The 23,980-nt window shown below is 66.9% G+C and carries 23 protein-coding genes and 2 tRNA genes; 23 read left to right on the top strand and 2 right to left on the bottom strand.

What is annotated here, in order from left to right; all coding sequences use genetic code 11:
• The first annotated feature begins 12 nt into the window (after positions 1 to 12).
• The 3 genes from otnI (at position 13) to EOD42_RS17815 (ending at position 2,729) form a co-directional block, all read left to right on the top strand.
• Complete coding sequence (gene otnI / locus EOD42_RS17825; RefSeq protein ID WP_127788922.1) at positions 13 to 795, top strand: 2-oxo-tetronate isomerase; 783 nt, start codon at positions 13 to 15, stop codon at positions 793 to 795.
• Positions 796 to 817: 22 nt separating this feature from the next.
• Positions 818 to 1,702, top strand: a complete 885-nt coding sequence (locus EOD42_RS17820) for a 2-hydroxy-3-oxopropionate reductase (RefSeq protein WP_127788921.1) — start codon at positions 818 to 820, stop codon at positions 1,700 to 1,702.
• A gap of 148 nt (positions 1,703 to 1,850) precedes the next feature.
• Positions 1,851 to 2,729 (top strand): helix-turn-helix domain-containing protein, encoded by an 879-nt coding sequence (locus tag EOD42_RS17815; protein ID WP_127788920.1) that lies wholly within the window; start codon positions 1,851 to 1,853, stop codon positions 2,727 to 2,729.
• Between the two features lie 21 nt (positions 2,730 to 2,750).
• Here the strand turns inward: EOD42_RS17815 and EOD42_RS17810 are convergent, their stop codons facing one another.
• Positions 2,751 to 3,422 (bottom strand): hypothetical protein, encoded by a 672-nt coding sequence (locus EOD42_RS17810; RefSeq protein WP_127788919.1) that lies wholly within the window; start codon positions 3,420 to 3,422, stop codon positions 2,751 to 2,753.
• 164 nt (positions 3,423 to 3,586) lie between these two features.
• Between EOD42_RS17810 and EOD42_RS17805 the strand changes: the two genes are divergently transcribed.
• Entirely contained in the window at positions 3,587 to 4,348 is a 762-nt protein-coding gene (locus EOD42_RS17805) for an SDR family NAD(P)-dependent oxidoreductase (RefSeq protein WP_127788918.1), read from the top strand.
• A 13-nt stretch (positions 4,349 to 4,361) separates the two neighbouring features.
• On the opposite strand, the gene EOD42_RS17800 is transcribed toward EOD42_RS17805, so the two are convergent.
• Positions 4,362 to 6,173, bottom strand: a complete 1,812-nt coding sequence (locus tag EOD42_RS17800) for a glycosyltransferase family 61 protein (RefSeq protein ID WP_164867996.1) — start codon at positions 6,171 to 6,173, stop codon at positions 4,362 to 4,364.
• 77 nt (positions 6,174 to 6,250) lie between these two features.
• Between EOD42_RS17800 and recO the strand changes: the two genes are divergently transcribed.
• The 19 genes from recO to nuoL all read left to right on the top strand — a co-directional run bounded on the left by recO (position 6,251) and on the right by nuoL (position 23,977).
• Entirely contained in the window at positions 6,251 to 7,006 is a 756-nt protein-coding gene (gene recO, locus EOD42_RS17795; RefSeq protein ID WP_127788916.1) for a DNA repair protein RecO, read from the top strand.
• A gap of 147 nt (positions 7,007 to 7,153) precedes the next feature.
• Positions 7,154 to 7,810: an ATP-dependent Clp endopeptidase proteolytic subunit ClpP gene (gene clpP / locus EOD42_RS17790; RefSeq protein ID WP_127788915.1), complete on the top strand. Its 657-nt coding sequence runs from the start codon at positions 7,154 to 7,156 to the stop codon at positions 7,808 to 7,810.
• A 148-nt stretch (positions 7,811 to 7,958) separates the two neighbouring features.
• A complete protein-coding gene (gene clpX, locus EOD42_RS17785; protein ID WP_127788914.1) occupies positions 7,959 to 9,218 on the top strand; it encodes an ATP-dependent Clp protease ATP-binding subunit ClpX in 1,260 nt (419 codons plus the stop codon).
• A gap of 121 nt (positions 9,219 to 9,339) precedes the next feature.
• Positions 9,340 to 11,742 carry an endopeptidase La gene (gene lon / locus EOD42_RS17780; RefSeq protein ID WP_127788913.1) on the top strand — a complete coding sequence of 801 codons (2,403 nt, stop codon included), beginning with the start codon at positions 9,340 to 9,342 and terminating at the stop codon, positions 11,740 to 11,742.
• 191 nt (positions 11,743 to 11,933) lie between these two features.
• Positions 11,934 to 12,206: an HU family DNA-binding protein gene (locus EOD42_RS17775; protein ID WP_127788912.1), complete on the top strand. Its 273-nt coding sequence runs from the start codon at positions 11,934 to 11,936 to the stop codon at positions 12,204 to 12,206.
• Between the two features lie 159 nt (positions 12,207 to 12,365).
• A tRNA-Val gene (locus EOD42_RS17770) sits at positions 12,366 to 12,437 on the top strand.
• Positions 12,438 to 12,563: 126 nt separating this feature from the next.
• A tRNA-Asp gene (locus tag EOD42_RS17765) sits at positions 12,564 to 12,640 on the top strand.
• 241 nt (positions 12,641 to 12,881) lie between these two features.
• Positions 12,882 to 13,250, top strand: a complete 369-nt coding sequence (locus EOD42_RS17760) for an NADH-quinone oxidoreductase subunit A (RefSeq protein ID WP_127788911.1) — start codon at positions 12,882 to 12,884, stop codon at positions 13,248 to 13,250.
• Positions 13,251 to 13,254: 4 nt separating this feature from the next.
• Positions 13,255 to 13,800, top strand: coding sequence for a NuoB/complex I 20 kDa subunit family protein (locus tag EOD42_RS17755; protein WP_127788910.1), 546 nt, complete (start codon positions 13,255 to 13,257; stop codon positions 13,798 to 13,800).
• 1 nt (position 13,801) lies between these two features.
• Complete coding sequence (locus EOD42_RS17750; RefSeq protein ID WP_127788967.1) at positions 13,802 to 14,428, top strand: NADH-quinone oxidoreductase subunit C; 627 nt, start codon at positions 13,802 to 13,804, stop codon at positions 14,426 to 14,428.
• Complete coding sequence (locus tag EOD42_RS17745) at positions 14,425 to 15,651, top strand: NADH-quinone oxidoreductase subunit D (protein ID WP_127788909.1); 1,227 nt, start codon at positions 14,425 to 14,427, stop codon at positions 15,649 to 15,651. Before EOD42_RS17750 ends, EOD42_RS17745 begins: the two co-directional genes overlap by 4 nt.
• Positions 15,648 to 16,253 carry a complex I 24 kDa subunit family protein gene (locus tag EOD42_RS17740; RefSeq protein WP_127788908.1) on the top strand — a complete coding sequence of 202 codons (606 nt, stop codon included), beginning with the start codon at positions 15,648 to 15,650 and terminating at the stop codon, positions 16,251 to 16,253. The genes EOD42_RS17745 and EOD42_RS17740 overlap by 4 nt, the downstream gene beginning before the upstream one ends.
• 3 nt (positions 16,254 to 16,256) lie before the next feature.
• Positions 16,257 to 17,552: an NADH-quinone oxidoreductase subunit NuoF gene (nuoF, locus tag EOD42_RS17735; RefSeq protein ID WP_127788907.1), complete on the top strand. Its 1,296-nt coding sequence runs from the start codon at positions 16,257 to 16,259 to the stop codon at positions 17,550 to 17,552.
• Between the two features lie 5 nt (positions 17,553 to 17,557).
• A complete protein-coding gene (nuoG, locus tag EOD42_RS17730) occupies positions 17,558 to 19,543 on the top strand; it encodes an NADH-quinone oxidoreductase subunit NuoG (protein ID WP_127788906.1) in 1,986 nt (661 codons plus the stop codon).
• 3 nt (positions 19,544 to 19,546) lie between these two features.
• Positions 19,547 to 20,566, top strand: a complete 1,020-nt coding sequence (gene nuoH / locus EOD42_RS17725; RefSeq protein ID WP_127788905.1) for an NADH-quinone oxidoreductase subunit NuoH — start codon at positions 19,547 to 19,549, stop codon at positions 20,564 to 20,566.
• Entirely contained in the window at positions 20,563 to 21,048 is a 486-nt protein-coding gene (nuoI, locus tag EOD42_RS17720; protein ID WP_127788904.1) for an NADH-quinone oxidoreductase subunit NuoI, read from the top strand. Before nuoH ends, nuoI begins: the two co-directional genes overlap by 4 nt.
• Complete coding sequence (locus tag EOD42_RS17715) at positions 21,045 to 21,752, top strand: NADH-quinone oxidoreductase subunit J (RefSeq protein WP_127788903.1); 708 nt, start codon at positions 21,045 to 21,047, stop codon at positions 21,750 to 21,752. Before nuoI ends, EOD42_RS17715 begins: the two co-directional genes overlap by 4 nt.
• Positions 21,752 to 22,063: an NADH-quinone oxidoreductase subunit NuoK gene (nuoK, locus tag EOD42_RS17710; RefSeq protein ID WP_164867995.1), complete on the top strand. Its 312-nt coding sequence runs from the start codon at positions 21,752 to 21,754 to the stop codon at positions 22,061 to 22,063. The genes EOD42_RS17715 and nuoK overlap by 1 nt, the downstream gene beginning before the upstream one ends.
• Positions 22,064 to 22,066: 3 nt before the next feature.
• The gene (nuoL, locus tag EOD42_RS17705) at positions 22,067 to 23,977 is read left to right on the top strand and encodes an NADH-quinone oxidoreductase subunit L (protein WP_127788902.1); all 1,911 of its coding nucleotides are present in this window, start codon (positions 22,067 to 22,069) and stop codon (positions 23,975 to 23,977) included.
• Positions 23,978 to 23,980 lie beyond the last annotated feature (3 nt).

The raw sequence follows: 23,980 nt of genomic DNA, 5'->3' as shown, positions 1-23,980 counted from the left end.
AGGGAGCGACCGATGCCGCGTTTCGCCGCCAATCTGTCCATGATGTTCAACGAGGTGCCGTTCCTCGACCGCTTCGCCGCCGCCCGCGCGGCGGGGTTCGAGGCGGTGGAGTTCCTGTTCCCCTATGAATTCGCCGCCAAGGACATCGCCGCGCGCCTGATGGATAACGGGCTGCAGCAGGTGCTGTTCAACGCCCCCCCGGGCGACTGGGCGAATGGGGAGCGCGGCACGGCCAGCCTGCCGGGCCGCCAGCAGGAGTTCCGCGACGGCATCCTGAAGGCGCTGGACTATGCCGGTGAGCTGGGCTGCCCGCGCATCCATGTGATGGCCGGCATGGTGCCGCCCGGCGTCAGCCAGGGCACGCTGACCTGCCTCTATGCCATCAACCTGGCCTGGGCGACGGAGAAGGCGATCGCACAGGGCGTGAAATGCGTGATCGAGCCGATCAACCAGCGCGACATGCCGGGCTATGCGCTGACCGGGGTGGCCAACGGCATCGCGGCGATCGAGGCGGTGGGGCCCGACCGGCTGGGGCTGCAGTTCGACCTGTACCACACCCAGATCACCGAGGGTGACCTGGTGCCGCGCATGAAGGCGGCGCTGCCCTATATCGCCCACATGCAGGTGGCCGACACGCCGGGCCGCAACGAGCCCGGCACCGGCGAGGTGAACTGGGACTTCGTGTTCAGGGAAATCGACGCCGCGGGCTATCGCGGCTGGATCGGCTGCGAATACCGGCCGAAGGGCGAGACGAATGCGGGCCTGGGCTGGTTCCAGCCCTGGCGCGCGAAGTGATCCGAGAAGAGGGAAGCACAGAATGAAGATCGGTTTTGTCGGCCTCGGCATCATGGGCCTGCCCATGGCGCTGAACCTGAAGAATGGCGGCCATGAGATCTATGCGCCCGAGCGTGCGAGCCTGAAGGCGGAGGCGCGCGACGCCTTCACCATCCTGCCGACCGCCACCGACGTGGCGAAGGCGGCGGACGTCATCATCGTGATGGTGCCCGACACCCCCGATGTGGAGCGCGCGCTGTTCGCCGAGGGCGGCGTGGCGGCGGGCCTGTCGGCCGGCAAGCTGGTGATCGACATGTCCTCCATCTCGCCGACCGCGACGAAGGACTACGCGGCCAAGGTCGAGGCGCTGGGCGCCGATTACGTCGATGCCCCGGTCTCGGGCGGCGAGGTGGGGGCCAAGGCCGCCAGCCTGACCATCATGTGCGGCGGCAAGGACGCGGCGTTCGAGCGCGCGCGCCCGCTGTTTGAACTGATGGGCAAGAACATCACGCTGGTGGGCGGCATCGGTGCCGGGCAGACCTGCAAGGTGGCCAACCAGATCATCGTGGCCCTGAACATCGAGGCGGTGGCCGAGGCGCTGGTCTTCGCGTCAAAGGCGGGGGCCGACCCGGCGAAGGTCCGCCAGGCGCTGATGGGCGGTTTCGCCAACTCCCGCATTCTTGAAGTTCACGCGGAACGAATGATCCAGCATACGTTCAACCCGGGTTTCCGGATCGCGTTGCACCAGAAGGACCTGAACCTGGCGCTGTCGGCCGCGAAGGAACTGGGCGTCGCGCTGCCGCACACCGCCAGCGCGCAGCAGCTTTTCACGGCCGTGTCGGCGGCCGGCGGCTCACAGCTCGATCACTCGGGAATGGTCAAGGCGCTGGAGACGCTGGCCGCTCACGAGATCGGGAGCAAGGTCTGAATCGACTAGCCGGAACGATCTTCAGCGGATTAAGAATGTATCAAGTTTTGAGCCGCTATCACGTTTTGGTGAGATGAGTTTCTAAATTCGGGGCTCGTATCTCACCGAGCGTGGTTGTAGACCAAAACGGTTACCTGCTGGAGGTTGCATGAAGTTCGCGGATGTCGGTCAGCAGTTGCGGGCCTATCGGCTTGAGTCCGGCATGCGTGCGGAGGAAATCGCCGCACGCCTGGGCGTCTCGCGGGCTGCTCTGTATCGCTATGAGAAGGGCGAGGTCATCAAGCTCGAGACGATCCGTCGTCTCGCGGAGCTCCTGAAGATCTCGCCGCTGTCTCTGCTGGGCATCGGGGTGGAGTATTTCTCCCGCCCCGCAGCCTTTGCCGAGCGGCTGCGCAACCTTGAGGAACAGGCCGACCAGATCCTGCAGGTGGGTGGCCGGCTGTGCCAGCCGCTGACGACGGACGCCTTCGACGGCGCGATGGTCGAGGCCTGGTCAGAAAGCGTCATCAACGCGCCGGACCGGGCAGTGGCGCTGGCCGCCATCGAGCAGGCGATGCAGACGCTGAACTTCCGCAAGCGCAACTATTCCGCCCGCCGCCCCAACATGACGGTCGTGCTGTGCGAGAGCACCGTGCGCCGCTTCCTCACCGAGGGCGTGGCGGGCTCCCTGCCCATCCCCGAGCCGACGCGCGCCCGCTGCCGCATCGCCGCGATCGCCGAGGCCAGCAACATCGCCACGCTGATGGAAAGCCTACCGATCGGCTTGCAGATAGGCCTGGCGCAGGGGGTCGAGCCCTCCGGCACCTTCCGGATCATGCGCGGGCGGGAACGCGCGCATGTCGCCACCAGCCCCTTCCCGATCGATTGCCTGCCCTGGGTCAGCACCGGCGTGACCAGCATCACCAGCGCGGATGACGCGATCGGCATGCACCAGCGCGTGGCCGAATCGGTCTGGCGGGATGCGCTGAAGGGCGGGGCCGCCGCGGAGCGCGTTCGTCAACTGATCCGCGAGGCCGAGACCCGCTGAGGCGCGGGCCGCCCCGCGGCTTCAGCAGTTGGAGCAGGTCAGCAATGGCTGGCCATGCGCCTCGCACATCTGCACCCCCGTGCCTTCCACCGGCACGTTGCGGGGTGCCACGTTGTTCGCGTTGAGATTGACCTTCGCATCGCCCAGGCTGCGGTTCATCAACCGCAGATAGGCCATGACGTCCGTCGGTTCCCAGCCGGTCCGCTTCGAGAAGAAGTCGATGCTGGGCAGCTTGCCGCTCAGGCCCAGCTTGGTGACGGAGACGTGGCTGTCGGAGCCGCCGGCGCGAAGCGCGCGGATGACGGTGGTGGAGCAGTTCTTCTTGATGCTGTGATAGGAGGCCGCCTCATAGGCATAGCCGGCCCACCAGCGTTCGATAGCACCCGTATTCAGCACATCGGCCGCGATTTCGACGACCACATCCGCCGCGCGCCCCTCATCGGTGATGTCGTGCTGATAGCTCGGGTTGCAGCGGTGCTTCACCTTGTAGACGTTGGTGGTGCCGATGATCCTGTTCATCATCCGCGCCATGAAGGGGCTCTTGTTCCGGTCCACCGCATAGTGGCGCTCGTCGTCCCGCGACGGCCACCAGGAGATGTAGGCGCCGGCCTCGATCTGCAGCGCGGAGTGGCCCCAGGCAGCGCCCTCGCCGCCGCGCACATGGTTCCAGTTGTAGACCCAGACCTTGGCCAAGGGCGTTTCCTCACGATGTCGTGTGCCGATCTGAGGTCGAAACAGGCCCATTTGCAAGCCGATGCCCCCTCTTGCGGCGGTAGGGGTGGTCTATGGGGCGGGCCCCCTTGCACGGTCCGGCGCTTCATGGCCCATTTCGCCTGTCGAAACAGGAGAAGAATGGGATGGACGTTCAGGGTGCGGTGGCGATCGTCACGGGCGGCGCCTCGGGTTTGGGCCTGGCGACGGCGCAGCGGCTGATCGCGGCCGGTGCGACCGTGGTGCTGGCTGACCTGGCGAACAGCCCCGGTGTCGCGGTGGCCGCCGAGATCGGCGCGCATTTCGTGGCCGCCGACGTGACGGACACCGACAGCTTCCAGGCCGCGGTGGACAAGGCGGCCTCGCTCGGCCCCTTGCGCGTGGTCGTGCATTGCGCGGGCCGGGGCGGGCCGGTGCGCGTGCTGGACCGCGACGGCGCGCCGGGCTCGCTCGAGACCTATGAGGCCATCGTGAAGGTCAACCTGACTGGCAGCTTCAATGTGCTGCGCCTGGCCGCCGCCGCCATGGCCAAGACCGAGACGCTGCCCGACGGCGAGCGCGGCGTGGTGGTCATGACGGCCTCCGTCGCCGGCTATGAGGGGCAGATCGGCCAGATGGGCTATGCGGCGTCCAAGGCGGGCGTGATCGGCATGACCATCTGCGCCGCGCGCGACCTGGCCAGCAAGCACATCCGCGTCTGCACCATCGCGCCCGGCATCATGGACACCCCGATGCTGGCGCGGCTGCGGGATGACGTGAAGGCCTCGCTCGCGGCCTCCGTTCCCAACCCGCCGCGCCTGGGCCTGCCCGAGGAATATGCCAAGCTCGCGATGCAGATCGTCGAGAACGGCTATCTGAACGGCGAGACGATCCGCATGGACGGCGCCATCCGCATGGCGCCGCGCTGAGGCGGCGGGGGCATCACCCCCGCAGCATGGCGTCCAGCCCGGCGAGGGCCTTGTCCAGGTCGAGCCGCCAGCGGCGCTCGGCCCCGGGCAGTTCCTCGCCCAGCACCAGCCCGGCCGGCAACCCGGCCGAGGCGAACAGGTTGAGCGGCCCCGCCGCGCGGCCGGGCTTGCCTTCCAGCAGGATGACACTGGTGCCCGGGCGGCAGAACACGGCGTTGAACAGCCCCCCGCCCCCCGGTCCCACCACCACCGAGGCCTCCCGGAAATGCCGGGCCTGTTCCGGCAATGAGAGCGATTCGGGATACAGGATCTCGAAGCCGCGCTGCCGCATGGCCTCCTGCAGCGCCTCCTCATCCTCCAGCGCGCGATAGGCGCCGCGCCGGCCGACCGAGAGTCGCGAGACGAAAAGCCGCCTGTCACCGGCCGGCAGGTCGAACAGCCCCTGCCGCTCCAGGAAACGGTCGAGCGCGCCCCGCAGAAAGGGGGTTAGCGCCAGGTCGCGCCTGCTCTGTTCCAGCAGCCCGACATGGCGCAGCAGCCAGGGCTTCTCGGCCTGATGGAACAGCACGTCCTCGGCGGCCAGGCCGGCAGCGGCCAGGAAGTCCTTCTGCCAGGGCATGGGGCACCAGCAGAAGAACTTGGCGAAACGGTCCCGATGGTTGTGGAACAGCTCGACCGACGCGAAGGCGGTCAGCAGCCAGATCCCCCAGTCCGCGCCCTTGTCGGGCGTGCCCCAGAGGACGGATTCCGTGATGTCGCCCGCCGGTGTCAGGGCGGCCGGATTGACGTGCAGCCCGCCTGCCGCGTCACGCAGCACGGGCCAGCTGCGGTCGTAGCCCCAGGCGCCCGTGGCGGCCAGGCGCCCCGCATGGTCCAGGCGCTGCGCCGGATCCCGGTAGCGCCCCGTCAGCGTGTTGCCGAAGAACAGCGCGTCGAAGCCCGAGACCACGACATCGCGGTATTCCACCAGGGCCGACCCGTGGCGGGGGCCGGGCGGGGCCTCGCAGGCGGAGGTGTCGGCCGTCCCGCCGGCCTGGACGATCCCGAGCGGGGCGATCGGTTCGGCCGCGGGTGTTTCCGGCTCCAGCTCCTCGATCACCATGCGCCCGGCCTCGCCCAGCACATCCAGCGGGCCGTTCTGGGGCAGGGCCGTGCCCGGCATGCCCAGGAAAAGGTCGAGCGCCGAGGCGCCGGGCAGCGCAGAGAGGCGCGAGATCGCCTCCAGCCCCGGCTCCTCGGGCAGATCGGCCAGGCGGGCGGCCAGCACATCGGCTTCCGGCAGGCGCCAGCCGCGAAAGAAGGAGATGCCGGTGGGCGGCAGGGGCATGACGGCGGCCGCAGCGTCCCCGGCCACCGGATCCATCAGTTTCGGCAGGGCATAGACCTGGCCGACCCACCAGCCCGCGCGGGGCTCGGCGGTCGCCATCTCCGGGCGCGGGGGCACCGCGTCGTCGAAGGCCCACCAGGCATCTTCCTCGCAGAGAGGCGCCATCGCCGCGATCTGGGCGACCAGCGCGGCGGCGCGGTGGTCGGAATCGATGAAGGCCAGGCTGTGGCGGCGCGTCGTCTCCCCGGCTAGCCTGCGCATCAGCTCCGGCGCCTGTGCCGGGTCCGGACAGTCGTAGAGGGCGGCGGAAGCGCAGCGAAGGGCTGGAAGCCGGCCGATCGGACCCAGATAGGTGACATGCAGGCCGGGCTGGTTGCAGGCGGGCGGGAAATCATGCGCGAGAACGAGGATGTTCCGATGGCCGCCATGCGCGATGGCAAGGCTCAGTGCCTCATCGCTGCTGCCGGGATGACGCGGCGCGGAGCCTGCTGTCGGCATGTCGTGAGGCATCGGACCCTGGAAGAATGGCGATGGAGGCTGCCGTGTTGCGCCGCGGCACAGCCAGGATCGCACGCATGAGCACGAGTTGGGAAGGCCCGGCCGTCGTCCTGTCGGCCCGCCCGCATGGCGAGGCGGGGGCTGTCATCGGCTTGCTGACGGAGGCGATGGGCCGGCATCCCGGCCTGGCCAAGGGCGGGCAGAGCAGGGCGCAGGCGCCCCTGTGGCAGCCGGGCAACCTGGTGGAGGCACGCTGGGTGGCACGCCTTTCCGAGCAGCTGGGCGCGGTCTCGGCCGAGATGGTGCACCCGGCCGCGGCGCTGGCGATGGAGGACCCGCTGACCCTCGCGGTGCTTTCGGCCGCCTGCGCGGTCGCGGACGGCGCGCTGCCCGAGCGCGTGCCCCAGCCCGAGACCTTCCACGGGCTGGTGCGGCTGGTCGTCTCCCTGGCGCGGGAGCCGGCCCGCGCGCCCGAGGCGCTGGTGCGGTGGGAAATGATCCTGCTGCGCGAACTGGGCTACGGCCTGGACCTGGAGGCCTGCGCCGCGACCGGTGAGCGCGAGGACCTGCCCTGGGTGTCGCCGCGCACCGGCCGGGCGGTGGGGCGCGCCGCCGGAGAGCCCTATGCCGGGCGCCTGCTGCCGCTGCCGGCCTTCCTGCGCGGCGAAGGGGCGGCGGATGGGCCCTCCGCATGGCTTGAAGGGCTGCGCCTGACGGCCCATTTCCTGGAACGTGACGCTTTCGGGAACCTCCACAGACCGCTGCCCGCGGCCCGCATCAGGGTGCAGGACCGGGTCGCGGCATTGGCGGCAAGCCCGGAGGCGGGGGCTTAATTACCTCTTCCCCCGGTTCACCTTCTGCCCACATGTTGCTTGTATAGTCGGGCTGGCCGAATCTCCGGCAGCCTGCGTCAACAGCGGTTGCCCATGAGTGTTTGACTGAGTTTCCAAGGGGGCCGCGCGAACAGGATGCGATCAGGCATGTCCATTTTCAGGGACCGGGATCCGGTCGAAGTCTACAACAACAGCCTCGTGCCCATGGTGGTCGAGCAGAGCGCGCGCGGGGAGCGGGCGTTCGACATCTTCTCCCGCCTGCTGCGTGAGCGCATCATCTTCCTGACCGGTGAGGTGCATGACGGCGTCGCCAGCCTGATCTGCGCCCAGCTGCTGTTCCTGGAGAGCGAGAACCCCACCAAGGAAATCTCGTTCTACATCAACAGCCCGGGCGGCGTGGTCTCCTCCGGCCTCGCGATCTACGACACGATGCAGTACATCCGCTGCCCCGTCAGCACGGTGTGCATGGGCATGGCCGCCTCCATGGGCAGCCTGCTGCTGACCGCCGGCGAGAAGGGCAAGCGCTTCGCCCTGCCGAACGCCCGCGTGATGGTGCACCAGCCCTCGGGCGGCGCGCGCGGCCAGGCGACGGACATCGAGATCCAGGCGCGCGAGATCCTGACGCTGCGCAAGCGGCTGAACGCCATCTACGTGGAGCACACGGGCCAGAGCATGGACGCGATCGAGTCCAAGCTGGAGCGCGACAGCTACATGAGCGCGATCGAGGCCAAGGAATGGGGCCTGATCGACGAGGTGGTGACCAAGCGCGCGGCGGCCCCGGCCCCCGAAGCCCCCAAGGCCTGACGAGGGACGGTTTGTTACGAGATCGCCCCGAAATCCCGGCACGCTTTTCGCGCAGCAGCGAAGGGGCTAGTCTCAACGTTTATTTTTCCGGGACCGGCCCTGCCGGCCCCATCCAGCATGGGGCCGCGAGGCCGGACAAGGAGCACGCATGAGCAAGTCTTCGGGCGATTCGAAGAACACCCTGTATTGCTCGTTCTGCGGCAAGTCGCAGCACGAGGTCCGCAAGCTGATTGCGGGCCCGACCGTGTTCATCTGCGATGAGTGCGTCGAGCTCTGCATGGATATCATCCGTGAGGAGCACAAGACCACGCTGGTGAAGAGCCGCGATGGCGTGCCGACCCCGCGCGAGATATGCAAGGTGCTGGACGATTACGTGATCGGCCAGGACCACGCGAAGAAGGTGCTCTCGGTCGCGGTGCACAACCACTACAAGCGCCTGGGCGGCCAGTCCAAGAGCGAGGTGGAGATCGCGAAGTCCAACATCATGCTGATCGGGCCCACCGGCTCGGGCAAGACGCTGCTCGCGCAGACGCTGGCCCGCATCCTGGACGTGCCCTTCACCATGGCGGACGCCACGACGCTGACGGAAGCCGGCTATGTCGGTGAGGATGTGGAGAACATCATCCTCAAGCTGCTGCAGGCGGCCGACTACAACGTCGAGCGCGCGCAGCGCGGCATCGTCTACATCGATGAGATCGACAAGATCAGCCGCAAGTCCGACAACCCGTCCATCACGCGCGACGTGTCCGGTGAGGGCGTGCAGCAGGCCCTGCTGAAGATCATGGAAGGCACCGTCGCCTCCGTGCCGCCGCAGGGCGGGCGCAAGCATCCGCAGCAGGAATTCCTGCAGGTCGACACCTCGAACATCCTGTTCATCTGCGGTGGCGCCTTCGCGGGGCTGGAGAAGATCATCGGCGCGCGCGGCAAGGGCTCGGGCATCGGCTTCGGCGCCGAGGTCAAGGAAAACGACGAGCGCCGCACCGGTGCCATCCTGCGTGAGTGCGAGCCCGAGGACCTGATGAAGTTCGGCCTGATCCCCGAATTCATCGGCCGCCTGCCGGTCGTCGCCACGCTGGAGGACCTGGACGAGAAGGCGCTGATCGAGATCCTGACCAAGCCGAAGAACGCGCTGGTCAAGCAGTACCAGAAGCTGTTCGAGATGGAGGGCAGCAAGCTGACCTTCACCGAGGACGCGCTGAAGGCGATCAGCCACCGCGCCATCCAGCGCAAGACCGGCGCGCGCGGCCTGCGCTCGATCATGGAAGGCATCCTGCTGCACACCATGTTCGACCTGCCGGGCATGGAGGACATCGCCGAGGTGGTGGTGAACGGGGAAGTGGCCGACGGCCGCGCCCAGCCGCTCTACATCTACAGCGAGCGCAAGCCCGAGCAGGCGGCCTCCGCCTGACCATTTTCCGGGGCGGCTTGTTCGGGCCGCCCCGCTTTACCATCTGTGTTGCAGTTTCCCGACACCGCCCACCATGCCGCTTGAGGGTGGTGGCCGGCCCGACTGTCCGAAGTGAGGTCCGATGACTGAATTCAAGAGCGGCGATCAGATCCCCGTCCTGCCGCTGCGGGATATCGTGGTGTTCCCCCACATGATCGTCCCGCTCTTCGTGGGGCGTGAGAAGTCCGTGCACGCCCTCGAGGCGGTGATGCGCGACGACAAGCAGATCCTGCTGGTCACCCAGAAGAACGCCGCCCAGGACGATCCGGGCGAGGCCGACCTGTACCGCACGGGCACCGTCTCCACGGTGCTGCAGCTGCTGAAGCTGCCTGACGGCACGGTGAAGGTGCTGGTCGAGGGCAGCAAGCGCGCCCGCGTGACCGAGTTCCAGAACACCGATAGCCATTTCGAGGCGACGGCCGAGCTGATCGACGAGCCCGGCACCGCTTCCCCCAAGGAAGTCGAGGCGCTGGCCCGCACCGTGGTCGGCCAGTTCGAGAACTACATCAAGCTCAACAAGAAGATCGCGCCCGAGGTGCTGGTCTCGATCAACCAGATCGACGACCCCGCCAAGCTGGCGGACACGGTGGCCAGCCACCTGTCGATCAAGATCGCCGAGAAGCAGGAGCTGCTGGAGATCCCGTCCGTCAACGGGCGGCTGGAGCGCGTCTTCGCCCATATGGAAGGCGAGATCGGCGTTCTGCAGGTGGAGAAGCGCATCCGCAACCGCGTGAAGCGGCAGATGGAGAAGACGCAGCGCGAGTACTACCTGAACGAACAGCTGAAGGCGATCCAGAAGGAGCTGGGTGAGGGCGAGGAAGGCAAGGACGAAAGCGCCGAGCTCGAAGCCCGCATCAACAAGACCAAGCTGTCGAAGGAAGCCCGCGAGAAGGCGATGGCGGAGCTGAAGAAGCTGCGCAGCATGTCGCCGATGTCCGCCGAGGCGACGGTGGTGCGCAACTACCTCGACTGGATCCTGTCGATCCCCTGGAAGAAGAAGTCCAAGGTCAAGAACGACGTTCCGGAAGCCGAGAAGGTGCTGGACGCCGACCACTACGGCCTGGAGAAGGTGAAGGAGCGCATCACGGAATACCTGGCGGTGCAGAGCCGCAGCCAGAAGATCCGTGGCCCCATCCTGTGCCTGGTCGGCCCCCCGGGCGTCGGTAAGACCTCGCTGGGCAAGTCCATCGCGAAGGCCACGGGGCGCAGCTTCGTGCGCATCTCGCTGGGCGGCGTGCGCGACGAGGCCGAGATTCGCGGCCACCGCCGGACCTATATCGGCTCCATGCCCGGCAAGATCATCCAGGGCATGAAGAAGGCCAAGACCAGCAACCCGCTGTTCCTGCTGGATGAGATCGACAAGCTGGGCGCCGATTGGCGCGGTGACCCGTCCTCCGCCCTGCTGGAGGTGCTGGACCCCGAGCAGAACAGCACCTTCCAGGACCACTACCTGGAGGTCGACTACGACCTGTCGGACGTGATGTTCGTCACGACCGCCAACTCCCTGCGCATGCCCCAGCCGCTGCTGGACCGCATGGAGATCATCCGCGTCGGTGGCTACACCGAGGATGAGAAGGTCGAGATCACCAAGCGCCACCTGATCCCCAAGGTCAGCGAGGCGAACGGCCTGAAGGCGGGCGAGTGGTCGCTGGCCGAGGACGCGATTCGCGAGATGGTGCGCACCTATACCCGTGAGGCGGGGGTGCGCAGCCTGGAGCGCGAGATCGGCGGCCTGGCGCGCAAGGCGGTGAAGGAGATCGTGACCGGCAAGGCCAAGAAGGTCGCGATGACGAAGAAGAACCTCGAGAAGTACGCGGGCGTGCCGAAGTTCCGCTTCGGCGTCGCGGAAACCGAGGATCTGGTCGGCGTCGTCACGGGCCTCGCCTGGACCGAGGTGGGTGGCGACATCCTCTCGATCGAAAGCGTGGTGGTGCCCGGCAAGGGCAACATCAAGCCGACGGGCCAGCTGGGCGACGTGATGAAGGAAAGCGTCTCCGCGGCGCTGTCCTATGTCCGCAGCCGCTCGACGGTGTTCGGCATCAAGCCGACCCTGTTCGAGAAGCGCGACATCCATGTGCATGTGCCGGAAGGTGCGACGCCCAAGGATGGCCCGAGTGCGGGTATCGCCATGGCCACCTCCATCGTCAGCGTGCTGACCGGCATCCCGGTGCGCCGCGACGTGGCGATGACCGGCGAGATCACGCTGCGGGGCAGGGTGCTGCCGATCGGGGGCCTGAAGGAGAAGCTGCTGGCCGCGCTGCGCGCGGGCATCAAGACCGTCTTCATCCCGAAGGACAACGAGAAGGACCTGGCCGAGATCCCGGACAACGTGAAGAAGGGGCTGAAGATTCTGCCCGTCGATCACGTCGACCAGGTGCTGGCCAAGGCGCTGGTCCGCGCGCCGGAGCCCATCGACTGGGTGGAGCCCGAGGAACTGCCGGCGGTGCCGCCGGCGGGCGAATCGGCGGCGGTGCGTCCGCACTGAAACAACGCAGTGCAGCGAATCGAAAAGGGGTGCCGAAAGGCGCCCCTTTTTTATTGTGCGTTGCAGAAAATGGCGGATTTCCGGGGATAAGCGGGCCGTCGCGGTTGACGGGCTTTGAGGCGCGAAACTAGTGTGCGGCCTGATTTTCGTGGCTGGAATCGGCCGGCCACGGCACTCCCGCAGGGGGCAGGATGAACAAGCAGGATCTGGTGGCCGTTGTGGCCGAATCTGGCGAGCTCTCGAAGGCGAAGGCCGGCGAGGTGCTGGACGCACTGTTCGAGGCGATCACCAAGTCGCTGAAGAAGAAGCAGGAAGTGCGCCTGGTCGGCTTCGGCACCTTCAGCACCAGCAAGCGCAAGGCCGGCAAGGGCCGCAACCCGCGCACCGGCGAGGAAATCAAGATTCCCGCTTCCACGACCGTCCGCTTCAAGCCCGGCAAGGGCCTGAAGGACGCCGTGAACTGATTCTTCCCGTCATGGGGGGATGACGAAGGGCCGGCCCGCAGGGGTCGGCCCTTTTTCGTTGTGCGGGGCGTTCATGGGCGGGTCGCTGGGGCAGGGGGGGAGGCAGGGGGTGCGGTCCCTGGGCAAGGCGCTCCAGGGCGGCTATAGCCGGGGCAGGGCGGGCGCTTAGCTCAGCGGTAGAGCGCCTCGTTTACACCGAGGATGCCGGGGGTTCGAATCCCTCAGCGCCCATTCCCCGACCGCCCCATTTTCCTATTCCAGTGCATGATCCACAGCCCTGTCACATGCGGGCGATTTTTCTCCGCCCCCCTCGGTTGACACTTCGGGCCGTAACCTTCAAAAGCCGCCTCACAGAACGCGGGTGTAGCTCAGTCGGTTAGAGCGCCGGCCTGTCACGCCGGAGGTCGCGGGTTCGAGCCCCGTCACTCGCGCCAGTTTTCCCCATACAATTCAGATTGTTGACTGGGCTGCTACCAAGCAGCCCAGGGGAAAACCGTTGCGTTTTTTTGCCTTCGGCGACTATGGCGAAAGCTGGGCGGCGGGAGTATGGTCCGCTCACGCTGCGCTGCACTCCGGGTCTCTGCCCCGCGAATGCATGTGTGGCTGGATCCCGTTGCCCTCCCCACGGGGCGGCCGCGGGCCCCACGGGTAACGCGTAACCAAGGTAGGGCCAGCATGAGCGCCAGCCTTCTCGGGGAGTATTTCCCCATCCTGGTCTTCATCGGGATCGCGGCGGGAATCGCCATTGCCATGGTCGGCGGTGCGCTTCTCGTGGCCCGTCAGAAGCCGGACGCCGAGAAGCTCTCCACCTATGAGTGCGGCTTCGAGCCCTTCGAGGACACGCGCCACCGCTTCGATGTGCGGTTCTATCTGGTGGCCATCCTGTTCATCATCTTCGACCTGGAAGTCGCCTTCCTGTTCCCCTGGGCCATCACGCTCGGTGAAATCGGCTGGCTGGGCTTCGGCAGCATGATGGCGTTCCTGGGCGTGCTGACGGTGGGTTTCATCTATGAGTGGCGCAAGGGCGCCCTGGACTGGGAGTGACCCGATGAGCGAGCTCGCCTGGAACCGTGAGGCGCTGCCCCCCGGCGCCGAACAGGATGCGGTGATCAAGGGGATCACCGGTGAGATCGACGACAAGGGCTTTGTCGTCGCCAATCTCGACAAGATCGTGAACTGGGCGCGCACGGGCAGCCTGTGGCCGATGACCTTCGGCCTGGCCTGCTGCGCGGTGCCCATGATCCACGCCTATATGGCGCGCTACGATCTCGACCGCTTCGGCATCATCCCGCGCGGTTCGCCGCGCCAGTCGGATGTGATGATCGTGGCCGGCACGCTGACCAACAAGATGGCCCCCGCGCTGCGCAAGGTCTACGACCAGATGAGCGAGCCGCGCTGGGTGATCAGCATGGGCAGCTGCGCCAATGGCGGCGGCTACTACCACTACTCCTACAGCGTGGTGCGCGGCTGCGACCGCATCGTGCCCGTCGATGTCTATGTGCCCGGCTGCCCGCCGACGGCCGAGGGCCTCGTCTACGGCATCATGCAGCTGCAGAAGAAGATCCGCCGGACGGGGACCATCCTTCGTGGTTGAGATGCTGGAAGAGGCGCTGCGCGCCACCCTGCCCGACGCGGTGCTGACGCGTGACCGCTATGGCGCCGAGCTGGTGCTGCATGCCCCGCGTGAGAGGCTGCTGCCCATCATGGGCATCCTGCGCGATCACCCCTCCCTGGCCTTCGACCAGTGCATGGACATCTGCGGCATGGACTGGCCCGAGCGGCCGGAGCGTTTCGAGGTGGTCTACAACCTGCTCTCGGTCGCGCTGAACCATCGCCTGCGGGTGATCGTGACGGCCACCGAGATGACCCCGGTGCCGAGCGTGACCGGCCTGTGGCCCAGCGCCACCTGGTTCGAGCGCGAGACCTGGGACATGTACGGCGTCTCCTTCGAGGGGCTCTCCGACCAGCGCCGCATCCTCACGGATTACGGCTTCGAGGGGCATCCGCTGCGCAAGGACTTCCCGCTGACCGGCCATGTCGAGGTGCGCTACGACGCCACCCTCAAGGACGTGGTCTATGAGCCGGTGAAGCTGACCCAGGATTTCCGCAGCTTCGACTTCACCTCCCCCTGGGAGGCGATGACGACCCTGCCGGGCGACGAGAAGGTGCATCTGAACCGCCTGCCGCCGCCCCCGCCGCCTGCTGAGGAGGTGAAGCCGTGAGCCTCACGACCGGAACCGGCGAGACGCCCGTCGAGGAGACGCGCGTCGTCGAGGTGGACAGCCACCACATCAACTTTGGCCCCCAGCATCCGGCCGCCCATGGCGTGCTGCGCCTGGTGATGGAGCTGAAGGGCGAGGTGGTGGAGCGTGCCGACCCGCATATCGGCCTGCTGCACCGCGGCACCGAGAAGCTGATCGAGTACAAGACCTACCTCCAGGCGCTGCCGTATTTCGACCGCCTGGACTACGTCAGCCCGATGGCGATGGAGCATGCCTTCGCGCTCGGCACGGAGCGGCTGCTGGGCATCGACGGCGATGTGCCGGAACGCGCGCGCTACATCCGCGTGATGCTCTCCGAGATCACGCGCATCCTGAACCACCTGCTGAACCTGACGACCTATGTCATGGACTGCGGCGGCATCACGCCGGCGCTGTGGGGCTTCGAGCAGCGAGAGCATCTCCTTGAGATGTACGAGATGGTCTCGGGCAGCCATTACCACGCCAACTATTTCCGTCCGGGCGGCGTGGCCAAGGACATCCCCGCCAACCTGCAGTCCAAGATCGAGAGCTGGGCGGATGCCTTCCCGGCCTTCATCGACGACATGGAGCGGCTGGTCACCAACAACCGCATCTTCAAGCAGCGCACCGTGAACATCGGCGTCATCAGCGCCGAGGACGCGATCGCGTGGGGCTTCTCCGGCCCCTGCCTGCGCGCCTCCGGCGTGCCGTGGGACCTGCGCCGCCAGCAGCCGTATGAGCTGTATGACCGCATGGAGTTCGACGTCCCGGTCGGCCGTCATGGCGACTGCTATGACCGCTACCTGGTCCGCGTGATCGAGATGCGCGAGTCGCTGAAGATCGTCCGCCAGTGCCTGGCGCAGATGCGCCCGGGCCCGATCAAGATCGCGGACAACAAGATCGCCCCGCCGAAGCGCGCCGAGATGAAGCGCTCGATGGAGGCGCTGATCCATCACTTCAAGCTGTACAGCGAGGGCTACCACGTCCCCGCTGGCGCCACCTATTCGGTGGTTGAGGCGCCCAAGGGCGAGTTCGGTGTGTATCTGGTGGCCGACGGCGGCAACAAGCCGTACCGCTGCAAGATCCGCTCGCCGGGCTACGCCCATCTTCAGGCCACGGAGAAGCTCTCCAAGGGTCATATGCTGGCTGACGCGGTGGCGATCATCGGCAGCCTTGATGTCGTGTTCGGGGAGATCGACCGGTGAGCGAAGAACCCCAATCTTTCGCGTTCGACGAGGAGAGCGAGAAGAAGATCGCCGAGATCCTCGCTCGTTACCCTGAGCCGAAGAAGGCCAGCGGCACCATCCCGCTGCTGTATGTCGTGCAGAAGCAGATGGGCCGCCAGACCGGCAGCGCCTGGGTGCCGCGCGTGGCGATGGACGCGATCGCGGAACGCCTCGAGATCGCGCCGATCCGCGTGTATGAGGTCGCGACCTTCTACTTCATGTTCAACACGAAGAAGATGGGCCGCTATCACCTGCAGGTCTGCGGCACCACGCCGTGCATGCTGCGCGGGTCCGATGACGTGCTGCGCGCCTGCAAGGATGCCGGCCACGTCAGCGGCTATGGCGCGACCAGCCCCGACGGGCTGTTCACCATGAGCGAGGTCGAGTGCCTCGGCGCCTGCGTGAACGCGCCGATCCTGCAGGTCGACGACGACTATTACGAGGACATGGACTACGACAGCACGGTGAAGCTGATCGAGGCGCTGAAGCGCGGCGAGCGGCCGACCCCGGGCAGCGTCATCGGCCGCCAGACCAGCGCGCCCGAGGGTGGTCCCATGGTCCTGACCGGTGAGGAGGGCTGATCCATGGCGCTTTCCGACAAGGACCGCATCTTCACGAACCTCTACGGCCTGAAGCCGTGGAACCTGGCCGCCGCGCAGATGCGCGGCGACTGGGACGGCACGGCGGCGATCCTGGCCAAGGGCCGTGACGCGATCGTCGAGGACATCAAGAACTCCGGCCTTCGCGGCCGCGGCGGCGCGGGCTTCCCGACCGGCATGAAGTGGTCCTTCATGCCCAAGCAGTCGGACGGCAAGCCGGTGTACCTGGTGGTGAACGGCGACGAGTCCGAGCCCGGCACCTGCAAGGACCGCGACATCATCCGCCACGATCCGCACAAGCTGATCGAAGGCTGCCTGATCGCGGGTTTCGCGATGGGCGCCACCGCCGGCTACATCTATGTGCGCGGCGAGTATTTCAACGAGATCGCGGTTCTCGAAGCCGCGATCCGCGAGGCCTATGACGCGGGGCTGCTCGGCAAGAACGCCTGCGGGTCGGGCTATGACTACGACCTGTATGTGCATCGCGGCGCCGGCGCCTACATCTGCGGCGAAGAGACCGCGCTGATCGAGAGCCTGGAAGGCAAGAAGGGCACGCCCCGCCTGAAGCCGCCCTTCCCGGCGGCGATGGGCCTGTATGGCCGCCCGACCACGGTGAACAACGTCGAGACCATCGCGGTGGTGCCGACCATCATGCGCCGTGGCCCGTCCTGGTTCGCCAGCTTCGGCCGCCCCAAGAACCAGGGCACCAAGGTGTTCTGCATCTCCGGCCACGTGAACAAGCCGTGCAACGTGGAAGCCGAGATGAGCATCCCGATGCGCGAGCTGATCGAGCGTTACGCCGGCGGCGTGCGCGGCGGGTGGGACAACCTGCTCTGCGTGATCCCGGGCGGGTCCTCGACGCCGCTGCTGCCCAAGCACATCTGCGACGACGTGCTGATGGATTTCGACGCGCTGCGCGAGCACAAGTCGGGCCTGGGCACCGCGGGCCTGATCGTGATGGACAAGTCCACCGACATCGTGAAGGCCATCCAGCGCCTGTCGCAGTTCTACAAGCATGAGAGCTGCGGCCAGTGCACCCCCTGCCGCGAAGGCATGGGCTGGGTGAACCGCATGATGCTGCGCATGGTCGAGGGCGACGCCGAGATCGAGGAGATCGACGTGCTCGAACAGGTCACGCGCCAGATCGAGGGTCATACCATCTGCGCGCTGGCCGATGGCGGCGTCTGGCCCGTGCAGGGCCTGATCCGGCATTTCCGGCCCGAGATGGAACGGCGCATCTACGCCCGCAAGGGTATCCCGATGCCGATGGCGGCGGAGTAAGACGCATGGCGAAAGTCACGGTCGACGGGATCGAGGTGGAGGTGCCCAACGGCTCCTCCGTCCTCCAGGCCTGCGAGGCGGCGGGCAAGGAAATCCCGCGCTTCTGTTATCATGAGCGCCTGTCGGTGGCGGGTAACTGCCGCATGTGCCTGGTCGAGGTGGAACGGGCGCCCAAGCCCGTCGCCTCCTGCGCATACCCCGTCATGGACGGGATGAAGGTGTTCACCGACACGCCGGTGGTGCGCAACGCGCGCCGGGGCGTGATGGAATTCCTGCTGATCAACCACCCGCTGGATTGCCCGATCTGCGACCAGGGCGGTGAGTGCGACCTGCAGGACCAGGCCGTGGGCTATGGCAACGGCATCAGCCGCTTCCACGAACCCAAGCGCGCGGTGAAGGACAAGTATGTCGGCCCGCTGGTGAAGACGGTGATGACGCGCTGCATCCAGTGCACGCGCTGCGTCCGCTTCGCCGCCGAAGTCGCGGGCGTGCCCGAACTCGGTGCGACCAACCGCGGCGAGAACATGGAAATCGGGACCTATGTCGAAAAGGCGCTGACCAGCGAGCTTTCCGGCAACCTGATCGACATCTGCCCGGTGGGCGCGCTGACCAGCCGCCCCTACGCCTTCGTGGCGCGCCCTTGGGAGCTGACCAAGACCGACAGCATCGACGTGCTGGACGCGACGGGCACCCCCATCCGCATCGACACGCGCGGCGCCGAGGTGCTGCGCATCATGCCGCGCCAGGACGATGACGTGAACGAGGAGTGGATGGGCGACCGCGGCCGCTTCTCCTTCGACGGGCTGAAGCGCAAGCGCCTGGACCGCCCCTGGGTGAAGCGCGACGGCAAGCTGAAGCCCGCGACCTGGGAAGAGGCGATGGTGGCCGTCGCCGAAGGCTTCAAGGGCCGCGTCGGCGGCATCGTGGGTGACACGGTGGACGCCGAGGCGATCTTAGCGCTGAAGTCGCTGCTGGCCGGCATGGGCTCGGCCAACATGGATTGCCGCCAGGACGGTGCCGCCATCGACGGCGCCAACCGCGCGCATTACCTGTTCAACGCGACCATCGCGGGCATCGAGGAAGCGGACGCGCTGCTGATCATCGGCGGCAACCCGCGCACCGAGGCGCCCGTGATCAACGCGCGCATCCGCAAGGCCTATCTGGCCGGGCTGAAGGTGGGTTTCGTCGGTGCGAAGGGCCTCGACCTGACCTACCGCTACACGCATCTGGGTGAGGATCCGGCCGCACTGGCGACCGACTTCCTGGCCGGTGCGCAGAAGCCGGTCGTGATCCTGAGCCGCGAGGCGCTGACCCGCCCCGATGCCAAGGCGCTGCTGGCCCAGGCCTGGGCGCTGGCGAACCCCACGCCCGACTGGAACGGCTTCAGCCTGCTGCATCATTTTGGCGGCCAGGTCGGCGCGCTGGATCTCGGCTTCCTGCCGGGGCAGGGCGGTCTCGACCTCGCGGGCATGATGGCCCCGGGTGCCGTGGACGCGCTGTGGCTGCTGGGTGCCGACGGCTTCGACGCATCGGCCATCCCGGCCGGCACCTTTGTGGTCTATCAGGGCCACCATGGCGATGCCGGCGCTGCGCGGGCGGATGTGATCCTGCCGGGCGCCGCCTATACCGAGAAGGAAGGCACCTGGGTGAACACCGAGGGCCGGGTGCAGCGCGCCTATGCCGCGGTGCAGCCGCCCGGCGAGGCCAAGCCCGACTGGCGCATCCTGCGCGCGGCGGCCGCGGCCCTCGACGTGACCGTGCCCTTCGACACGCTGGAGCAGCTGCGCGCCGCGCATCCGCTGTTCTCGGCGCAGGGTCTGGTGCGGGCCGAACCCGGTGCCGCCCCCGTTGCCGGTCCTGCCGGCACGGCGGCCTTCGCGGCATCCTCGCGCAATTACTGGCAGGCTGAGCCGATCGGCCGGGCGAGCCCGACCATGGCCGAATGCGCCAAGGTCTATATGGGCTCCACCCCGCTGCTGGCGGCGGAGTAACCCATGCAGGCTCTACAAGACTTCCTGGCCACCCCCGTCGGCCACCTGGTGCTGACGGTCGCGCAGGCGCTGGCCCTTCTGGTGCCGGTGCTGATCGCGGTGGCCTACATGACCTGGGCCGAGCGCCGGATCATGGCCGCGATGCAGCTGCGCAAGGGGCCGAACGTGGTCGGCCCCTTCGGCATGCTGCAGCCCTTCGCCGACGCGCTGAAGATGCTGATGAAGGAAACCATCGTGCCCACGGGCGCGAGCCGGTACCTCTTCCTCGCGGCGCCGATGCTGACCTTCCTGCTCGCGATGATCGCCTGGTCGGTCATCCCGGTGAATGATGGCTGGGCCATCGCCGACATCAATGTCGGCATCCTGTACCTGTTCGCGGTCAGCTCGCTCGGCGTCTACGGCGTCATCATCGCGGGCTGGGCGTCCAACTCGAAATACGCCTTCCTCGGCGCGCTGCGCTCTGCCGCGCAGATGGTGTCCTACGAAGTCTCGATGGGCTTCGTCATCGTCTGCGTGCTGCTCTGCGCGGGCTCGCTGAACCTGACCGAGATCGTGCGGGCCCAGACCACCGTCTGGTACGTGATCCCGCTGTTCCCGATGGCGATCATCTTCTTCATCAGCACGCTGGCGGAAACCAACCGCGCGCCCTTCGACCTTCCCGAGGGCGAGAGCGAGCTGGTGGCGGGCTTCTTCGTCGAATACTCCTCGATGTCCTTCGCGCTGTTCTTCCTCGGCGAATACGCGAACATCCTGCTGATGTGCTCGCTGACCACCATCCTGTTCCTGGGTGGGTGGCTGCCGCCGATGGCGATCGAGCCCTTCACCTGGGTGCCGGGCCCGCTGTGGTTCGCGCTGAAGGCCGGGCTGCTGTTCTTCTGCTTCGTGTGGGTGCGCGCGACCTTCCCGCGCTACCGCTATGACCAGCTTATGCGTCTGGGCTGGAAGGTCTTCCTGCCGTTCAGCCTGGTGTGGCTGATCATCACGGCATTGACGCTGAAACTGATGGGGTGGCTGCCGGCATGAGGCTCGATCGTTTCGCGCGGAGTTTCCTGCTCGCCGAGCTGGTCTCCGGTCTGGGGCTGACGCTGAAGTACTTCTTCGGCAAGAAGGCCACCATCATGTACCCCTATGAGAAGCTGCCGCTGTCGCCGCGCTTCAAGGGGGAGCACGCGCTGCGCCGCTACGCCAACGGCGAGGAACGCTGCATCGCGTGCAAGCTGTGCGAGGCCGTGTGCCCCGCGCAGGCCATCACGATCGAGGCCGAACCGCGTGAGGACGGCAGCCGCCGCACCACGCGCTACGACATCGACATGACCAAGTGCATCTACTGCGGCATGTGCGAGGAAGCCTGCCCGGTGGACGCCATCGTGGAGGGTCCGAACTTCGAGTTCGCGACCGAGACCCGCGAGGAGCTCATGTACGACAAGGACCGCCTGCTGGCGAACGGCGACCGTTGGGAAGCCGAGATCGCCAAGCGGCTCGAACTGGACGCACCCTATCGATGATTGCCGGTCTCGCCTTCTACCTGTTCGCCGCGATCCTGATCGCGTGTGCGACCATGGTGGTCACCTCGCGCAATCCTGTGCATTCGGTGCTCTACCTCATCCTCGGCTTCTTCAACGCGGCGGGCCTGTTCCTGCTGGCGGGGGCCGAGTTCCTGGCGATGATCCTGGTCATCGTCTATGTCGGCGCGGTCGCCGTGCTGTTCCTCTTCGTGGTCATGATGCTCGACATCGACTTCGCGAAGATGCGTGAGGGCTTCCAGCGCTACGCGCCCTTCGGGGCCGTGGTCGGCGGCATCCTGTTCCTGGAGCTGCTGATGGTGATGGGCACCTGGCAGTTCAGCGGCGACGCGGCTGAGCTGCGCCTGTCTCCGGTGCCGGGCGGGGTGTCCAACACGGTGGCCCTCGGCCGCGTGCTCTACACGGACTATGTCTTCCTGTTCCAGATCGCGGGGCTGATCCTGCTGGTCGCCATGATGGGCGCCATCGTGCTGACCCTGCGTGAGCGCCCGGGCACCCGCCGCCAGGTCATCGAGGACCAGCTGGCGCGCGAGGGCAAGGTCGAGATCCTCTCCGTGCCGAGCGGCAAGGGCATCCGGGAGCTGGGCATCTATCGCCCGCTGCCCAAGCCCGAACCCGCGCCTAAGCAGGTTTCCCATGGCCACGGCCATGGTCACGACGATCACGGTCATGGGGGGCATCACTGATGCTGGAGATCGGTCTCGGGCACTACCTCACGGTCAGTGCCATCCTCTTCGTGCTCGGCGTGTTCGGCATCTTCCTGAACCGCAAGAACGTCATCGTCATCATGATGAGCATCGAGCTCATCCTGCTCTCGGTGAACCTGAACCTGGTGGCCTTCTCCTCCCGGCTGGACGATCTGGCCGGCCAGGTCTTCGCCATGCTGATCCTGACGGTCGCGGCTGCAGAAGCCGCCATCGGCCTCGCCATTCTCGTCATCTACTTCCGCAATCGCGGTTCCATCGAGGTCGAGGACATCTCGACGCTGAAAGGCTGATCGATGTTCGTCGGAGCCGTTTTCTTCCCGCTGCTGGGCTGTCTCATCAGCGGGTTCCTGGGCCGTTTCATCGGCGACAAGGCCGCGCAGTGGACCACCGTGTTCTTCATGGTGCTGGCCGCTGCCTGCGGCGTGACCGCCTTTATCGACGTCGCCTTCCATGAATCCCCGCGCACCGAGCTGCTGCTGACTTGGCTCGATGTCGGCGACATGAGCTTCTCCTGGTCGCTGCGCTTCGACACGCTGAGCGCGGTGATGGTGGCCATGGTCACCTTCATCTCGACCTTCATCCACATGTACTCGGTCGGGTACATGTCGCATGACGAGACGACGCCGCGCTTCTTCGCCTACCTGTCGCTGTTCACCTTCATGATGCTCATGCTGGTGACGGCCGATAACCTGGTGCAGCTGTTCTTCGGCTGGGAAGGCATCGGCCTCGCGAGCTACCTGCTCATCGGCTACTGGTATGAGAAGGAAAGCGCCTGCAAGGCCGCGATGAAGGCCTTCATCGTGAACCGCGTGGGCGACCTGTTCTTCATGCTGGGCATGGCGCTGACCTTCTGGACCTTCGGTTCGCTGGAATTCGGCACCATCTTCGCCGCCATCCCGCAGCACCTGGACGACCAGATCCTGGGCTTCCGCTCCATGGAAGTGATCGGCGTGCTGCTGTTCCTGGGCGCCTGCGGCAAGTCCGCGCAGCTCGGCCTGCACACCTGGCTGCCGGACGCGATGGAGGGCCCGACGCCTGTTTCCGCGCTGATCCATGCGGCCACCCTGGTGACCGCGGGCGTGTTCCTGATGGCGCGCATGTCGCCCGTCATGGAGCACGCGCCCTATGCGCTCGGCTTCGTCACCGTGGTCGGTGCTTCGACGGCGCTGTTCGCGGCGACCATCGGCTGCGTGCAGAACGACATCAAGCGCGTGATCGCCTACTCCACCTGCTCGCAGCTGGGCTACATGTTCGCGGCCGCGGGCGTCGGCCTCTATCAGGCCTCGGTCTTTCACCTGTTCACCCACGCCTTCTTCAAGGCGCTGCTGTTCCTCTCCGCCGGCTCCGTGATCCACGCGATGTCGGACGAGCAGGATATCCGCAAGATGGGCGGCATCTGGAAGAAGATCCCGGTGACCTACGCGATGTTCTGGATCGGCAGCCTGGCGCTGGCCGGCATCCCGATCTTCGCGGGCTACTACTCCAAGGACGCGATCCTGGAGGGCACCATCGCCGCCCATACGGCGTCGGGCACCTATGCCTTCATCTGCCTGGTGCTGGCCGCCTTCCTGACCGCCTTCTACTCCTGGCGCCTGATCATCATGACCTTCCACGGCAAGCCGCGCGCGGACCATCACACGATGGAGCACGTGCATGAGAGCCCGGCGGTCATGCTGGTGCCGCTGCTGGTGCTGTCCGCCGGCGCGATCCTGACGGGTATCGTCTTCGCGCCCCACTTCATCGGCCATCATCAGGCCGAGTTCTGGAACGGCGCGATCTTCAACCTGCCGGCCAAGCACATGATCGAGGCGATGCACCATGCGCCGCATTGGGTGCCGCTGATGGCCACCACCGTCGCGGTGTCGGGCATCATCCTGGCGGTGCTGCTGTATGTCGTCGCGCCCGGCGTGCCGGGCAAGCTCGCCTCCACCTTCGGCGGCGTGTACCGCTTCCTGCTGAACAAGTGGTACTTCGACGAGCTGTACGACTTCCTGTTCGTTCGCCCCGCCCAGCGCCTGGCGCGCGGGCTGTGGCAGACGGGCGATGCCCGCATCATCGACGGCATGCCGAACGGCATGGCGGCACTGACGGCCGGCGTGGGGCGCAGCGCCATGCGGCTGCAGACGGGGAGGGTGGCGAGCTATGCCTTCGCCATGATCATCGGCCTCGTCGTCTTCGTTTCGCTCTTTCTGCTGGGGCGCTGAGCC

It is taken from the genome of Rhodovarius crocodyli (assembly GCF_004005855.1).
GTDB classification, from domain to species: domain Bacteria; phylum Pseudomonadota; class Alphaproteobacteria; order Acetobacterales; family Acetobacteraceae; genus Rhodovarius; species Rhodovarius crocodyli.
Note: the sequence above shows the minus strand (reverse complement) of the source record. Positions and strands in the feature narration are given on the sequence as shown.

What these genes read in the sequence shown, in the direction of transcription:
- EOD42_RS17820 (WP_127788921.1), top strand. Translation starts at nt 818, where the DNA reads ATGAAGATCGGTTTTGTCGGCCTCGGCATCATGGGCCTGCCCATGGCG.
- EOD42_RS17755 (WP_127788910.1), top strand. Translation starts at nt 13,255, where the DNA reads ATGAGCGAGCTCGCCTGGAACCGTGAGGCGCTGCCCCCCGGCGCCGAA.
- EOD42_RS17715 (WP_127788903.1), top strand. Translation starts at nt 21,045, where the DNA reads ATGATTGCCGGTCTCGCCTTCTACCTGTTCGCCGCGATCCTGATCGCG.
- clpX (WP_127788914.1), top strand. Translation starts at nt 7,959, where the DNA reads ATGAGCAAGTCTTCGGGCGATTCGAAGAACACCCTGTATTGCTCGTTC.
- nuoK (WP_164867995.1), top strand. Translation starts at nt 21,752, where the DNA reads ATGCTGGAGATCGGTCTCGGGCACTACCTCACGGTCAGTGCCATCCTC.
- nuoH (WP_127788905.1), top strand. Translation starts at nt 19,547, where the DNA reads ATGCAGGCTCTACAAGACTTCCTGGCCACCCCCGTCGGCCACCTGGTG.
- otnI (WP_127788922.1), top strand. Translation starts at nt 13, where the DNA reads ATGCCGCGTTTCGCCGCCAATCTGTCCATGATGTTCAACGAGGTGCCG.
- nuoF (WP_127788907.1), top strand. Translation starts at nt 16,257, where the DNA reads ATGGCGCTTTCCGACAAGGACCGCATCTTCACGAACCTCTACGGCCTG.
- nuoI (WP_127788904.1), top strand. Translation starts at nt 20,563, where the DNA reads ATGAGGCTCGATCGTTTCGCGCGGAGTTTCCTGCTCGCCGAGCTGGTC.
- EOD42_RS17775 (WP_127788912.1), top strand. Translation starts at nt 11,934, where the DNA reads ATGAACAAGCAGGATCTGGTGGCCGTTGTGGCCGAATCTGGCGAGCTC.
- recO (WP_127788916.1), top strand. Translation starts at nt 6,251, where the DNA reads ATGAGCACGAGTTGGGAAGGCCCGGCCGTCGTCCTGTCGGCCCGCCCG.
- clpP (WP_127788915.1), top strand. Translation starts at nt 7,154, where the DNA reads ATGTCCATTTTCAGGGACCGGGATCCGGTCGAAGTCTACAACAACAGC.
- EOD42_RS17760 (WP_127788911.1), top strand. Translation starts at nt 12,882, where the DNA reads ATGAGCGCCAGCCTTCTCGGGGAGTATTTCCCCATCCTGGTCTTCATC.
- EOD42_RS17815 (WP_127788920.1), top strand. Translation starts at nt 1,851, where the DNA reads ATGAAGTTCGCGGATGTCGGTCAGCAGTTGCGGGCCTATCGGCTTGAG.
- nuoG (WP_127788906.1), top strand. Translation starts at nt 17,558, where the DNA reads ATGGCGAAAGTCACGGTCGACGGGATCGAGGTGGAGGTGCCCAACGGC.
- EOD42_RS17750 (WP_127788967.1), top strand. Translation starts at nt 13,802, where the DNA reads ATGCTGGAAGAGGCGCTGCGCGCCACCCTGCCCGACGCGGTGCTGACG.
- EOD42_RS17800 (WP_164867996.1), bottom strand. Translation starts at nt 6,173, where the DNA reads ATGCCGACAGCAGGCTCCGCGCCGCGTCATCCCGGCAGCAGCGATGAG.
- EOD42_RS17805 (WP_127788918.1), top strand. Translation starts at nt 3,587, where the DNA reads ATGGACGTTCAGGGTGCGGTGGCGATCGTCACGGGCGGCGCCTCGGGT.
- lon (WP_127788913.1), top strand. Translation starts at nt 9,340, where the DNA reads ATGACTGAATTCAAGAGCGGCGATCAGATCCCCGTCCTGCCGCTGCGG.
- nuoL (WP_127788902.1), top strand. Translation starts at nt 22,067, where the DNA reads ATGTTCGTCGGAGCCGTTTTCTTCCCGCTGCTGGGCTGTCTCATCAGC.